Source organism: Streptomyces sp. NPDC001709, from assembly GCF_053596375.1.
The window spans coordinates 1-13,478 of sequence record NZ_JBSFGB010000088.1 but is presented as its reverse complement, the minus strand read 5'-3'; the positions used below and the strand labels follow the sequence as shown (position 1 = coordinate 13,478).

Sequence of the window (13,478 nt, the reverse complement as noted above, 5' to 3'; positions counted from 1 at the left end):
GTGCGGCTGGGTCGCCTTCTCTTTGCTGATGACTTTCAACGATTCTCCTGAGAACGGATTCTTGGATAGCTGCGGTGAGACAGAGAGAGCACCCCACCCGGCGACCGCACCACCTGAGCCGCAAAAGCCGCCTGCACCGATTCGCCGACCAACGCCACATTCGACTCGAACGACCGACCTGGAAAGGGCCGACAGCTACGCCGCGGGCGCGTCCTCCACGTCACGGTTCCACTCGGACTTCGAGGACTGCCAGCCGTCTTCGTCCGCCCCGCGTCGCCAGTAGCCGGAAATGGACAGCTGATCGCGTGTCAGGCCGCGTTCGATCCGCAAGTGATGCCGAATCGCTTTCACGAAGTGCGCCTCACCATGGACAAAGGCATGCACCGTTCCGGTCGGGAAGTCCAAGGTGGAGACGGCCTCTTGGAGCGAGTCGCCGATCTGACGCTCCCCGCGGTGCAGCCACATGATTTCGGCATCGGCCGGTGTCTGGATCTTCTGTTCCTCTTCCGGACCGGAGACCTCGATGAACACCTTGGCCACCGCTCCCGACGGCATTGCCTCCAGGGAAGCCCCGATCGCGGGCAAGGCGCTCTCGTCTCCGATGAGCAGATGCCAATCGGCCTCCGCCCTGGGCGAGTAGCCGCCGCCGGGACCGATGAAGTAGATCTCTTCCCCGGGCTTGACCTTCGCCGCCCAGGGACCGGCCAGACCGCTTTCACCGTGATAGACGAAGTCCACGGACAGCTCGACGGCATCCGGATCCCACCGACGGACCGTGTACGTCCGGGTCTTGGGCCACTGGTCCTGGGGGAAGTCCCGGCGAATGGCCGAGATGTCGAACGGCTCGGGGTACTGCACATCCTCCAGAGGGAAGATCAACTTGACGTAGTGATCGGTGTACTGACCGGCGGTGAACCCTTGCAGGCCCTCACCGCCCAGCACGACCCTGGCCATGTGCGGGGTCACCCACTCGACGCGCAGCACCCGCCCTCGGTGCAGCCTCGACCTATTGGGCGTCGGTTTGTCGGACATCAATGGCTCCTTGCCTGCTTCATTTCGTCAGAACTGCTTCTTCAGCGCTCGAGCCAGAACTGGAGCAATTTCCGCGAGCGCATCCGCACTCATCATCTGCATGTGCTCGAACGGAATCACGTGCTTTTCGATCTGGCCGCTCACATACGGTTCCCAGACCTCCGCAAGTCCGGTGGACGCACCGTCCCGCCCGGCCGCTTCGAAGAAGAGCATGTCGCCGTCGAAATGCTCGGGGGCTGTTACCCGGCTGATCTTGAGGTTGTTCTCCGTGATGTCGATGAGAGCGGCAACGGTCCGTTCCTCAAGGCTGGCCAGTGTTCCGCCATGGGACTCGAGAATTTCAAGGATTCGTGGCATCTCGATCGGGTCGTTACCGGGTTCGGCGTAGAAGGCCCCGATTCCGTCGAACGCGAGCTCCAGGAGATCACGCTGGCTGCGCGTGCTGTCCGCGCTGGCGTGCCCTCCTGTGCCGGCATCGACCACGGCCAGCAGGGACACCTGCTCGCCCTCCTGCTGGAGGCGGGCCGCCAGGGTGTGGGCGACCTTGCCGCCGAAGGACCAGCCCAGGAGGGAGTAAGGGCCGGACGGCTGGATCGCTCGGATTCGGCCGAGGTAGTCCTCGACCAACTCATCCAGATCGGCGGGGAACGGCTCGTCCCCGGCCAGACCACGGGCCTGCAGCCCGTACACCGGGTGCTCCTTCGGGACGTAGCGCAGCAGCCCGGCGTAGCACCAGGCCATGCCGCCTCCGGGGTGCACGCAGAACAACGGCGAACGGCTGCCGACCGGCCGCAGGCTCAGCACGGGCTCCAGTGCGCTGTCCTGCTCCTGGCTGTCCGCCTGGCCCAGGTTCGACAGAGCGGCCACGGTGGGAGTGTTGAGGAGGCTGCGAATCGAGAGCTTCACGCCCAGGATCGCCCTGATCCGGCTGACCAGGCGGGTGGCGAGGAGGGAGTGGCCGCCCAACTCGAAGAAGCTGTCGTCGATTCCGACCGTGGGCACGCCCAGGACCTCGGCGAACAGGCCGCACAGGATCTCCTCCCGCGGGGTCCGCGGACCGCGCCCGGCTCCGGCCGTCGTCGACATGTCCGGGGCGGGCAGAGCGCGCCGGTCCAGCTTGCCGTTGGTGGTGAGGGGGAGTTGGTCGAGCACCACGACGGCGGTGGGAACCATGTACTCCGGCAGCAGGCCGGCCGCATGCGCGTGCAGGGCTTCGGTGTCTACGGTGTCGGTGCCGGCCTGGGCGACCACGTAGGCCACGAGGCGTTTGTCGCCGGGCTGGTCCTCACGAGCTATGACGGCGACCTGCGCCAGTCCTGGGAAGCGGCCCAGTACTGCTTCGATCTCGCCGAGTTCGATGCGGAAGCCGCGGATCTTGACCTGGTCGTCGACCCGGCCCACGAACTCCAGCAGACCTTCATCGGACCAGCGGGCCAGGTCACCGGTGCGGTACATGCGGCTGCCGGCCGGGCCGAAGGGATCGGCCACGAACCGCTCCGCCGTCAGATCCGCACGCCCGAAGTAGCCCCGGGCCAGCCCCGCACCCGCCAGGTAAAGCTCCCCGGTCACGCCTGCCGGGACCAGCGACAGCGTGTCGTCCAGGATGTAGGCGCGCATGCCGTCCAGCGGACGCCCGACGGGTATCGGCGCGGGCACCACGTCGGCCGCGGTCCAGGGCGCCTGGGTGGCGAACAGGGTGGTCTCGGTCGGACCGTAGGCGCAGCGCACCACCGTGTCCGGGCAGTGTTCCAGCACCCGGCGTACTGCGGTCGGGGAGATCACATCACCACCGGTGATCACCTCGCGCACGTTGACGAAGCAGCCCGGGTCCTCCTCGGCCATCACCCGGAACAGACCCGCCGTCACCTGAAGCCCGGTGATCTCCTCCTCAGCGATCAGACGCGCCAGCGTCGCCACACTCAGATCACCTTCAGGCGTCACCACCGTCCGCCCGCCGTGCAGCAGCGGCACCCACAGTTCGTAGGTCGAAGGATCGAACGCGTACGGAGCGACCATCAGCACCCGATCGTGCGCACCGGGCCCGAACATGCCGTCCACGACCAGGTCGAGGATGTCGCGGTGGGTGACCGCCACCCCCTTGGGACGCCCGGTCGAGCCCGACGTGTACATCACGTACGCCAGCTGCTCCGGCCGGCTCTCCACCCCCGGGTCACCGACCGGCAGCCCGGCCAGCTCCTCGTCCTGGTCCACCACCACAACCGCAGGAGCAGCAGGCACGCCACGGCCACGCATCGCGGCATCGGTCAGCAGCACCGGCGCGGAGGTCTCGTCCATGATCCACTGCATCCGCTCCAGCGGATAACCACTGTGCAACGGCAGGTAGAACGCCCCGGCCTTCAACACCGCGAGCAGCGCCACGACCAGGTCCACCGAGCGTTCCATCAGCACCGCGACCGGCGCCTCCGGACCCACCCCCAGACCCACCAACCGATGCGCCAGCTGATTCGCCCGCTCATCCAGCTCCCGGTACGACAACTCCCGCCCGGCACACCGCACCGCCACCCCATCCGGGGACCGCAGCACCTGAGCCGCAAAAGCCGCCTGCACCGATTCATCGATCATCGCCACATTCGACTCAAATGACCGATCCTCGATAAAATCAACTGCATCTGCAGCACGCATTGCCAATCACCCTCTTTCGATATTGGGGTCGAACGTGTGTCGCATGGAGAGAGCGACGTAAGAGCTCAATTGCTGAAAGTGGAAAGGGACACGGATCCCAAGGACCCGAATGACGCCCTGACGGTGGCGCCTGCCTCGAGATCCACCGCTGCGGCCAGTGATCCGGCCAGGACCAAGTCGCCGGCACCGATCCCCGTGCCGAAGGAGGCCAATATGCGCACCAGGCATGCCACGGACTCCGCCGGGTGCCCCATCACGGCCGAACCGTTCGCCGTCAGAACGGAATCGCCCGACTCGAACACCATCGTCTCGGCGGCGAGGTCGCGGCCATCGAAGGGAACGGCCTCACCCAAGACGGCCATTGCCGACGAGGCGTTGTCCGCCACGGTGTCCACCCACGCGATGTCCCAGTTCTCGATACGGCTGTCGAGCACCTCCAGGGCCGGGAAGACCTCGGTGGTGACGTTCAGTACATCCGCAGCCGTCGTACGGGGATCGGAGAGGTCGGCGCCGATCCGGAACGCGATCTCCCCCTCGACCTTGGGTGAGATGAACCATCCCGGATCGAGGCAGGCGCCGTCGGCGAGAAGCATGCCTTCGGTCAGAAACCCGAAATCCGGTTGATCGACGCCGAACATCTCCTGGATGGCGATGCTCGTGGCGCCGACCTTGTATCCGGCATGCACCGCCCCGTTCTTGTGTTCAAGGGTACGGAATGTGCGCTGGATGGCGTAGGCATCCAGCGCGGTGAACTCGGGATACCGAGCGGAGATGGGCGGTATCGCCTTGCCCTCGTTCTTGGCGTTCCAAAGTTCCAGGGCTATTTGCTCATGAACGGCGTGTGGATCCTGAAGCATGACTCGACCTCGGGAAGTTACTTGGTCGCCACGAACAGCCGACCACCCGGCATGATCTGTGACACGCAATCGACATTCGAGAAGCCAGCGCTGCGGAACTTTTCGACCCATTGGTCCGCAGTGGGCAGCTTGATTCCCATGAAATTCGAGTGCAGGTAGGTGAAGAGGGCGCTGAACTTGCGCTCGCGCGCTTCCTGGCCGTACGAGACCGCGTCGACCACGGCCAGGACGCCGCCGGGCGCGAGAGCCTTGTGGCAGGTGCGCAGCACGTCTTCGAAGACGGATTCGTTCTGCAGGACGTCGTGCATCACGAAGCATGCCTGAATGACATCCGCCCCTTCGAGCGGACCGGGGTCGGTGATCAGAGACTCGACCGACCGCTCGATGACCTGCAGCCGTTCGTCCACGCCGGCTCGTCCCGCGGCTTCTCGCGCAGCGGCGCAAGCAGCCGGGCTCAGGTCGAGGGCGACACCGGAACGGCGGTCGTCCTGAACGAGGAGGTCGATGAGCAGACCGGCCGCGCCCGCACCGAGGTCGACGACGTGCTTCGCGTCGGCGGCCACGACCCGTTCGACAACGGCGGGGTAGAAGGTCCGATCCCCGATCCAGCGCGAACTGACCGCTACCCGGCGCCCGTCACGGCGATAGGTGTCAGCGGCGGACTTGCTGTCGGAGAGGAAGGCTCGGGCGTTCTGCACGAACGGACTGTTGGCGGTCAGCGCCCAGGACAGGTACCCGACCTCGTGCCTCCAGTCCGCGTAGTCGTCGGACGCGCGGTACAGGTCGTTCCCGTCCTCGGCGGCGACCAGCCCGGCAGCCGACAGAGCATGCACGTAGTCCCTGAGGCTGTCCTGGGAAAGACCTGTCGCCTCGGCCAGATCGGCGATACCGAACGTGCGGCCCGAGTCCAGCACCTGGTCCACGCCGATCTCGGCACCGATCTGGAGCAGTGCGGCGACCGCCGCAAAATCCGCTCCCACCTCGCGTGCGGAATCCAAGTTCACCTTTGCTCCTCAGTGTTCTGAACGATCATCAAATTACGTCGTACACAGAGTTCTTCTGGGCAAGCCCCATCGCCACTTCGATGATGGCGTCTTCCTGGCCGGCGACGACGCCCCTACGGCCCAGTTCCATCAGGATTTCCCGTGGATCCACATGGAAGCGCTCCGCGGCGCGGCGGGTGGGCGCGGCGAATCCGGAGAAGACACCGGCGATGCCGCTCGCAATGGTGACGCTGTCGTTTGTCGGAATGCGCTTGACGAATGTGGATTCCGCGAGATCGGCCGCGTCAAGTGCCGCGAACAGCTGGAGCTTGGTCTCGATCTGTTCCAGGTGCAGGTTTGCGGCGACCAGTTCGAGCGGGGCGTTACCGGCCCCGGCGCCGAAGCCGCGCGCCGTCACATCCACGATGGTCGCGCCGGCCTTGACGGCGGCCATGCTGTTCATCACCGAAAGGCCGAGGTTGTTATGGCCGTGGAAGCCGATCTCAATGTCGAGTTCCTCGACGAGCGCGCCGACCTTTTCCTCGACTGCGGCCGGAGTGTACGCACCTGCCGAGTCCATCAGGATGACCGCGTGTGCTCCGTACTCCTGTATGAGCCGTGCCTGCTCGATGAGCGTCTTGGTCGACGCCATGTGGCTCATCAGCAGCATGCCTTTGACCGTGACACCCATCTCACGGAGCATGGTGATCTGCTGGCGGGTCACATCCGCTTCTGTGCAGTGAGCACCGACCCTGACCTCGTCAACTCCGCAGTCCAGTGCGGGCTTCAGGTCGCGTTCGACCGTCGCGAACCCGGGGATGGACAGGACGCCGAGCCGTGTCTGCTTCAACTGGGCGCGCGCGGCTGTCAGCATCTCCGTGTCGCTCAGCGCGGCACGTCCGACTTGGAGGGACGAGGCGCCAAGTCCATTGCCGTGCCCGACCTCGAGGAGGTCGGCCCCCGCAAGCTCAGCGGCCTTGGCGTAGGCGACGATGTCCGTGTGACCCAGTTGATGCGCTACGGCGTGATTTCCGTCCCGCAAAGTCGTGTCACAGATTTTCAGCTGCCGCTCGGCTTGTGTCTTCATCGACGTGCCTCCGCTCGCCCCTCGGCAACAGCCACTGCCGCACAGGTGATGACGTCCAGATTTCCGGCGTAGCGTGGCAACCAGTCACCGAGTCCTTCTACTTCGATGGTCACCATGATGCGATCACCGGTGGCAATCGGCGGAACGACAACGCGATAGCCCGGGACATAGGAATTGATCCGCTTCTCCATGTTGTCGACAGAAACGCGCAGCGCTTCCATGTCGACATTTTCGGAAGCCGGGACTGCGATGGTGTTCCGCATGACCATTCCCGGCTCCGCCGGGTTGATGATGAGAATGGTCTTGGCGGTGTCTACCCGGCAGAATTCATGAGTGGCCTGCTGAGTGGTGAAGGCGTATTCATCAATGTTCGCCCTCGTCGCAGGACCGACACTCGCCGATGAGCTGGCTGTAGCGATCTCCAGGTATCCCAAGCCGTCGGAAGCATCGCTGAAGCAGCGCGCGATGGGAACCGCGGCTTGTCCACCACAGGTCACCATGCTCACGTTCTGCTCGGTGAGGCACTCCTCAAGGTTCAGTGCCGGAACGCAGTACTTACCGAGATGTGACGGCGTGAGGTCGATGACTGGAATGCCCAAGCCTTCGAGTATGTTCCAGTTGTGCACTGCGTCCTTGGCCGACGTCGCATCGAACACCACGTCGATTCGGTCCGCCAACTCGGCAACCGCGTCGATCCCGCCGGCAGTCGTTGGGATCCCGCGAGAATCGGCGAGTTCTATACCCGGAGAGCTGGTGCGTCGGCCGGCGAACGAGTCGCACCGGAGATGGGGCGAAGCGATGACCTTGAGCAGCAGGTCGCAGCCAATATTTCCCGTGCCTATGATGGCCACGCGAAGAGGGTCAGCAATGGAGCCTTTTTGTGCGTGCATTCATCTATCCTCTATCCGCAGTCTCAATGCTGTGAGCGTCGGGCCGAGACTGGCCGACGAGATGCGTGCGGGGGTCAGGGACCCCATAAATCCCAATACAACTCACGCGGCTCGTGGGGCAAGTACGCTTGCTATTTTCTGCCGCCGCGCGCCGACGACCCGGTCGACGGATTCAGCGTTCCAACCGGCTCGGCCCAACTCCAGGACGATCTGGCCGGCACGCGCCGCCGGCACTGCGAACGTGATGGAGAAGGTTCCTTCTTCCGTGGAGTGCCGCGGCACCACGTCCTCCGCCTCCACGCGGAATGGCTTGAGAGCGTCCAGCAAACGCACCAACTGTCCAGGGCTCTCCGCGAACAGAACTTCCACGTGCGTTTCCCTGTCCGCGGCCTGCCGCCCCTGAATAGCCGCCAGTCCGGCAGCACCCCTGTTCAGCAGGTCCACGATCGGCTCCAGGCTCTGGCTCCTCATGTCCTGCGGTGCACTGGACAAGTCGTCGAGCGTCGCCAGCAGTGTCGTCAGATCGTCTCTGAGTTCCCGGAGTACTCCGGCGACAGCCGGTGCATTGGCTTTCAGGATGTCGCTCCACAGCCCGGTATCTCTGACAGCTATCCGCGTCACGTCGCGCAGCCCTTGCCCCGAGAGCCGAAGCGCCTCCTGCGAGCCGTGTTGAAGTCGCGCGGCCATGAGGCTGGCCACCAGATGAGGAGCATGCGAAGTCAACGCCACTGCATTGTCGTGCGCGTGACTCTCCATGATCACTGGAACTGCCCCGCACAGCGCGATCATTTCGAACACCCGGTTCACCGCATCCTGGGACGTCGTCTCCGAAGGAGTCAGGACCCAGGCCCGGTCCTCAAACAGATCCGCGCGAGCGGCAAGCGGGCCGCATCGCTCACGGCCGGCAAGAGGGTGCCCACCTACATAACTGGACGGAGTATCCACGAACTTCTGGATGTCTCGTGCCAGCTGAGCCTTCACACTGGCCACGTCGGTGTAGCTCCGAGCCAGCCCTCGCGCCTGCATCTCCGCGAGCACATCGCCAACTGCGCTCGGTGGTACCGCGATCACTGCCAAGTCGACCGGTTCGTCCGAAGCGCCTACCACTCCCGCGCCCAACGCGGCGGCCGTGCGAGCGGCTACTTCATCCTTGTCGAGCAAATGCACTGTTACGCCATGCCGAGTGACAGCCAAGCCGATTGATGTGCCGATCAGGCCCGTGCCGATCACAGCCATTGTTCGTAGCATCGTTACCCCCATCAGCTTCTGGGCGGCCACCGGCCACCGCAGGGCTCACCTGCGAGATCAGCTCAGTAGCCGAAATCCGCCCAGCGCATTCCGTCGGCGGACGGCACAAGACCGCCTTCCCGTATCGGGCCTTCGTCGTCGACGACCTCGCCCAGCGCGGCATGGACCTGGATCTTGGCCCCCTCTTCGAGGACCGACTGGACAAGCGTCGAGTCAAACAAATCGCGATCCGTTCCACTCTCGCCTGCGGGCCGGTCGGCCAGCTCGGAGAACTCCCGGAACTTGGACTCGCGCTGTTCGGTGTAGGAAGCGGCGTTGATCAATCCGCCTTCGTGCGAAGCTCCACCACCGACCAGTTCGACAAACGACTCGAGTCCGGGCGCCGAGCTGTTCATGACCTTCTTGGCGGTCCAGAAGTACGAGTCCTCGTCCTGGTGCATGTCGTAGAACGCCACCAGGAAATCGTGGAAGAGCGAGTACTCATTCCGGTACCGCGCTTCGTACTCCTCGAAGCACTTCTTCTCTTCAAAGTCTCCGCGCAACGACGAGTTGATGGAGCGAGCGGCCAGGAGACCGCTGTAGGTGGCGAGGTGTACGCCGGAGGAGAAGACCGGATCGATGAAGCATGCCGCATCGCCCACCAGGACCATGCCGGGGCGCCAGAACGTGTCCTGGCAGTACGAGTAGTCCTTGCGGACCCGGATCTCGCCGTAGGGCCCGCTCTCCACCCGACGTGCCTCGGACAGATATTCCGCGATGAGCGGGCATTCCTCGATCAGGCCCATCAGGGCCTTCTCCCGATCCCCCTGAACTCGCTCCAGAGCCTCGCGTCGCAGGACCGCGCCGACGCTGGTGAGCTCATCGGTGAGCGGAATGTACCAGAACCAACCGGAGTTGAAGGCGGCGCACAGAATATTGCCCGAGTTGGGGGCATGGAGCCGCTTTCCGCCCTCGAAGTAACCGAAGAGCGCGATGTTCTGGAAGAAGTCCGAGTAGTGCCGGGTACCGCCGATCCGGCTCTGAATGCGGCTCTTGTTGCCGGAGGCGTCCACGACGAAGCGGCTGCGCACCTCGTGCCGAACTCCGTCAACGTCACTGTAGAGCACCCCGCAGACGCGGCCGTCCTCCTCGATGACATCCACCACGGAGCTCTTCTCACGGACCTCGACTCCCTTGTCGCGCGCGTTGTCCAGGAGGATCTGGTCGAACTTCATCCGCTCGACCTGGTAGGCCAGCGAGGTCGGGCCCGAGAAGGTCGAGGAAACGGAAAAGGAGAACGTCCACGGCTCGGGGCTGCTCCCCCATCGGAAGGTGCCTCCACGCTTGGGCATGAACGCAGCCTTCTCCAACTCGTCCGAGACACCGAGGAGTCTGCAGATGCCATGCACCGTCGAAGGCAGTAGGGACTCCCCAATCTGGTACCGGGGGAACTCTTCCTTCTCCAGGAGAAGAACACGGTACCCCTGCATAGCCACCAGGGTGGACACGGTAGAACCACCCGGCCCACCACCGACGACAACGACATCGAACTCGTGGTCGTCTTCGACACGCATGACGTCTTCTCCTTAAATAGTTTGTTCAGGGGAATGAAAGAGGTCCATCAGTGCTCACGGACAATGCCGAATATCGGAAACAGACGTGCGCAAGGTGCGTGCGGCAGCTACCTCGGCGCAGCCGGCCAGGAGGAGGGCTTCCTCAAGTTCCGTCCGCAAAAGCGAAAGCACCTGAGTAACTCCCGGCGCCCCAGCCGTACTCAGCCCCCACAACACCGGACGCCCCACCAGGACCCCATCAGCGCCCAGCGCCAGCGCTCGCAGGATGTCGGTGCCGCTGCGGACACCGCTGTCCATAAGGACCTGGCACTGCCCGCCCACCGCTTCGACCACCCATGGCAGCGCGGTGATGCTGGGCAGCGCACCGTCCAACTGCCGGCCACCGTGGTTGGACACCACCACCGCGTCGGCCCCGAGCCGGACGGCCTCTTCCGCGTCCCTGGGATCAAGGATGCCTTTGATCACCAAGGGAAGTCGGGTCTGCTCCCGGAGCCATTCCAAGTCGGACCAGCCGAACGTGGAGTCGAAGGCAATGTTCGTGTGCGCAGCCACGGCCGACTCGCCGGGTCGGCGGGAATGCGCCGCGGAAGGGCCGTCGGGCTCCAGGTTGGCGCTACGGATCCAGGAGGGAAGCGCGAACTCGTTTCGCAGGTCGCGTAGCCGACGGGCCATGATCGGGACATCCACGGTCACCATCAATGCCTGGCAACCGACTTGCTCGGCGCGGCGAATCAGCTCGACCACCCGACCGCGATCGTGCAACCAGTACAGCTGAAACCACAAGGTTGCCCCGACCTTGGCGATCTCCTCCAGCGAATGGCTGCTGATCGTGCTGACCACAAAGGGCACCTGCGCCGCCAAAGCGCCTTCCGCGGTTGCGAGATCGCCCTCTGGATGCAGCAGACGCTGGTACGCCATCGGCGCGACGGCGAGGGGCAGCGCGGCCGAAGTGCCCAGGAACTGCGCACCGGTGTCGGTCTTCTTGACGCCTGCCAGCACCCTTGGCACGAGTGACACGCTGTCCAGGGCCGCACGGTTGGCGTCCAGGGTAGATTCTGTGCCGCTGCCACCGGCAATAAAATCCCACACCGCCGGCGCCAACCGCGCGGCGGCCGACTGTTGCAGGTCTTTCAGGCACACGGGCTGCGTTCCCGCTGTATCGACCGGTGCCCCGGACTGCTGGGCCATTACTTCTCAGCCTCCGCTTCAGCCCGCTGCCGTTCGACCGCTTCGTAGAGTGCCTTGATGTTCCCGCTCCCGAAGGTACGAGCCCCCAGACGCTCAATGACCTCCATGAAGAATGTGCCGTTCGGGTGGACCGAGGCAGTGAAGATCTGGAACAACTGGCCGTCATGGTCCTCGTCGACCAAGATATCCAGTTCTTGCAGTTCGGATACAGAGTGCTTGGTCAGATCCACGGAGAGCAGCCGGTAGTAGGCATCTGGAGTGCTCAGGAAGGACACACCCAGCGACTTGAGCAGGCCCACTGACTCCACGATGTTGTCTGCGGTGAAAGCGATGTGCTGGACGCCGGCCCCACCGTGATTCTTCAGGAATTTGTCTATCTGCCCCGGCTCGAGCGAGGTATCGGGTTCGATCAAGGTAAGCGTGACAGAGCCGGATGGACTCTGGACGACCTTGGAATCCATTGCCTGACTGCCCACCACGATGCGCTCTTCGAAGATCATCTGGAAGTCCAGGATCTTCTCGTAGAACTCCACGGTAGGCGTGAGCTGCCCAGCCTCGAGACAGACGGCGAAGTGGTCGATCTCGCCCAGGCCACTGTCAAACCGAGCACCCGTTTCCGGAACCGATGAGAAGCCCGGAAGCGTCCGCGCATCGCTACTGGCAGGGCGCTGTACGAATGTGTGAATCACATCTCCGAAGCCTCTGATCGAGGCCGTCATGAACCCGTCCCGCTCGGCCGGTTCCGCCACCGCTGCGGCGCCCCGGCGCACTGCCTCGGTGAATGCCTCCGTGGCATTGGAGGTCGTGAGCGCGATATTGGCCACCCCGTCACCGTGCTGCTCGACGTATGCTGCAGCGGGGTGGTCAGCACCCTGCGCCATCGTCAGCACCAGCCGGATCTGATTCTTGCCGAGCGCCACCGAACGGACGACCTCGGCAGATTCTGCCGGTTCGGAAGCTCCGTAGATCTCGAACCCATAGCTGTCTATGAACTGAGCAGCAGCCACCGCCGTGTCTTGTACATAAAACTCGACATGGTCAATGGAGAGTTCATCGAAAATGGACACCTTTGAATTCGCCATTTACTTCACTATCCCGGTTGACTGTGTGGGCAGGGACTGAGGTTGGTGGGGGCGGGCAGGGTTCACGCCGTTGTGTTCATTTGCTGTACGAGGCTATGCGGCCGCATTTCCGTCCAGTTCGAGTTGATGTACTCGATGCACGATGCGCGGTCGTTCGCATGTACGGTAGTCCAGCCGGCCGGTACCTCAGCGAACTTCGGCCAGAGCGAGTACTGCTTCTCTTCGTTGACCAGTACGAGGTATTCTGCCTCGGGGTTTTCGAAAGGATTGGTCATGGCCTCGCTCCTTCTGTTCGTCGCGACGGCATGGTCTTGATTTCTACGGCCAGACTAAGTGAGCCATTGGCGGAAACAACATCCCTCAACCTGGTAGGCCCCGCAAGGGAAACGCAGTGGTCCTCAAGCGGATCTGGATCCGAATTCAAGGACACCGCCCGCACTCGAAGTGCGTTTCAGGACTGCTTGAGATCCATGCTTCCTACCAGATCGAGGGGTGACCGCCCACGGCCGCTCGCCTAATCTGGCTGCGGAGATGCCGGAATGGCAGGCATGAAATCGTTGAGTGGCTGTGTGCGCATCTTGCAGTCTTCCATTCCGTAATGATCATGCGCTATCCGGGGCCTTCCATTCCGCAACGATCACCGGCGTTGCTGGTCCAGCTGAACTTCGCGCGGTCTCAACACCGAAAGAGGGTGATTGGCAATGCATGCTGCAGATGCTGCTGATTTTGTCGAGAATCGGTCATTTGAGTCGAACGTGACGATGGCCGACACATCGGTGCAGGCGGCTTTTGCGGCTCAGGCGCTGCGGTCTCCGGGTGCGGTGGCGGTGCGGTGTGCCGGGCGGGAGTTGTCGTACCGGGAGCTGGATGAGCGGGCGAATCAGCTGGCGCATCGGTTGGTGGGTCTGGGGGTGG

General features: G+C 63.8%; 12 protein-coding genes. 1 reads left to right on the top strand and 11 read right to left on the bottom strand.

Annotation, left to right across the window (positions count from 1 at the left end):
- Window positions 1–195: 195 nt before the first annotated feature.
- The 11 genes from ACWC0C_RS46950 to ACWC0C_RS46900 form a co-directional block, all read right to left on the bottom strand.
- Entirely contained in the window at window positions 196–1,032 is an 837-nt protein-coding gene (locus ACWC0C_RS46950; protein WP_450871230.1) for a siderophore-interacting protein, read from the bottom strand.
- A gap of 27 nt (window positions 1,033–1,059) precedes the next feature.
- Window positions 1,060–3,615 (bottom strand): amino acid adenylation domain-containing protein, encoded by a 2,556-nt coding sequence (locus ACWC0C_RS46945; protein WP_450871228.1) that lies wholly within the window; start codon window positions 3,613–3,615, stop codon window positions 1,060–1,062.
- Between the two features lie 125 nt (window positions 3,616–3,740).
- Entirely contained in the window at window positions 3,741–4,532 is a 792-nt protein-coding gene (locus ACWC0C_RS46940) for a 2-keto-4-pentenoate hydratase (protein WP_450871226.1), read from the bottom strand.
- Between the two features lie 17 nt (window positions 4,533–4,549).
- Window positions 4,550–5,536, bottom strand: a complete 987-nt coding sequence (locus tag ACWC0C_RS46935) for a class I SAM-dependent methyltransferase (RefSeq protein ID WP_450871224.1) — start codon at window positions 5,534–5,536, stop codon at window positions 4,550–4,552.
- Window positions 5,537–5,564: 28 nt separating this feature from the next.
- Window positions 5,565–6,602 carry a 4-hydroxy-2-oxovalerate aldolase gene (gene dmpG, locus ACWC0C_RS46930; protein ID WP_450871222.1) on the bottom strand — a complete coding sequence of 346 codons (1,038 nt, stop codon included), beginning with the start codon at window positions 6,600–6,602 and terminating at the stop codon, window positions 5,565–5,567.
- Window positions 6,599–7,453: an acetaldehyde dehydrogenase (acetylating) gene (locus ACWC0C_RS46925; RefSeq protein ID WP_450871220.1), complete on the bottom strand. Its 855-nt coding sequence runs from the start codon at window positions 7,451–7,453 to the stop codon at window positions 6,599–6,601. Before ACWC0C_RS46925 ends, dmpG begins: the two co-directional genes overlap by 4 nt.
- A 141-nt stretch (window positions 7,454–7,594) precedes the next feature.
- Window positions 7,595–8,770, bottom strand: coding sequence for a prephenate dehydrogenase (locus tag ACWC0C_RS46920; RefSeq protein WP_450871218.1), 1,176 nt, complete (start codon window positions 8,768–8,770; stop codon window positions 7,595–7,597).
- A 32-nt stretch (window positions 8,771–8,802) separates the two neighbouring features.
- Entirely contained in the window at window positions 8,803–10,293 is a 1,491-nt protein-coding gene (locus ACWC0C_RS46915) for a tryptophan 7-halogenase (RefSeq protein WP_450871216.1), read from the bottom strand.
- A gap of 54 nt (window positions 10,294–10,347) precedes the next feature.
- Window positions 10,348–11,481: an alpha-hydroxy acid oxidase gene (locus ACWC0C_RS46910; protein WP_450871214.1), complete on the bottom strand. Its 1,134-nt coding sequence runs from the start codon at window positions 11,479–11,481 to the stop codon at window positions 10,348–10,350.
- Window positions 11,481–12,563 (bottom strand): 4-hydroxyphenylpyruvate dioxygenase, encoded by a 1,083-nt coding sequence (gene hppD, locus ACWC0C_RS46905; protein WP_450871212.1) that lies wholly within the window; start codon window positions 12,561–12,563, stop codon window positions 11,481–11,483. Before hppD ends, ACWC0C_RS46910 begins: the two co-directional genes overlap by 1 nt.
- Before the next feature lie 62 nt (window positions 12,564–12,625).
- Entirely contained in the window at window positions 12,626–12,838 is a 213-nt protein-coding gene (locus ACWC0C_RS46900) for an MbtH family protein (protein ID WP_449202210.1), read from the bottom strand.
- Between the two features lie 426 nt (window positions 12,839–13,264).
- On the opposite strand from ACWC0C_RS46900, the gene ACWC0C_RS46895 reads away from it, so the two are divergent.
- The coding region (locus tag ACWC0C_RS46895) for an AMP-binding protein (protein ID WP_450871210.1) at window positions 13,265–13,478 on the top strand (214 nt) is incomplete at its 3' end.

Bases quoted from the DNA above. Each gene is read 5' to 3' on its own strand.
- ACWC0C_RS46950 (WP_450871230.1), bottom strand. From the start codon at position 1,032: ATGTCCGACAAACCGACGCCCAATAGGTCGAGGCTGCACCGAGGGCGG.
- ACWC0C_RS46945 (WP_450871228.1), bottom strand. From the start codon at position 3,615: ATGATCGATGAATCGGTGCAGGCGGCTTTTGCGGCTCAGGTGCTGCGG.
- ACWC0C_RS46940 (WP_450871226.1), bottom strand. From the start codon at position 4,532: ATGCTTCAGGATCCACACGCCGTTCATGAGCAAATAGCCCTGGAACTT.
- dmpG (WP_450871222.1), bottom strand. From the start codon at position 6,602: ATGAAGACACAAGCCGAGCGGCAGCTGAAAATCTGTGACACGACTTTG.
- ACWC0C_RS46915 (WP_450871216.1), bottom strand. From the start codon at position 10,293: ATGCGTGTCGAAGACGACCACGAGTTCGATGTCGTTGTCGTCGGTGGT.
- ACWC0C_RS46910 (WP_450871214.1), bottom strand. From the start codon at position 11,481: ATGGCCCAGCAGTCCGGGGCACCGGTCGATACAGCGGGAACGCAGCCC.
- hppD (WP_450871212.1), bottom strand. From the start codon at position 12,563: ATGGCGAATTCAAAGGTGTCCATTTTCGATGAACTCTCCATTGACCAT.
- ACWC0C_RS46900 (WP_449202210.1), bottom strand. From the start codon at position 12,838: ATGACCAATCCTTTCGAAAACCCCGAGGCAGAATACCTCGTACTGGTC.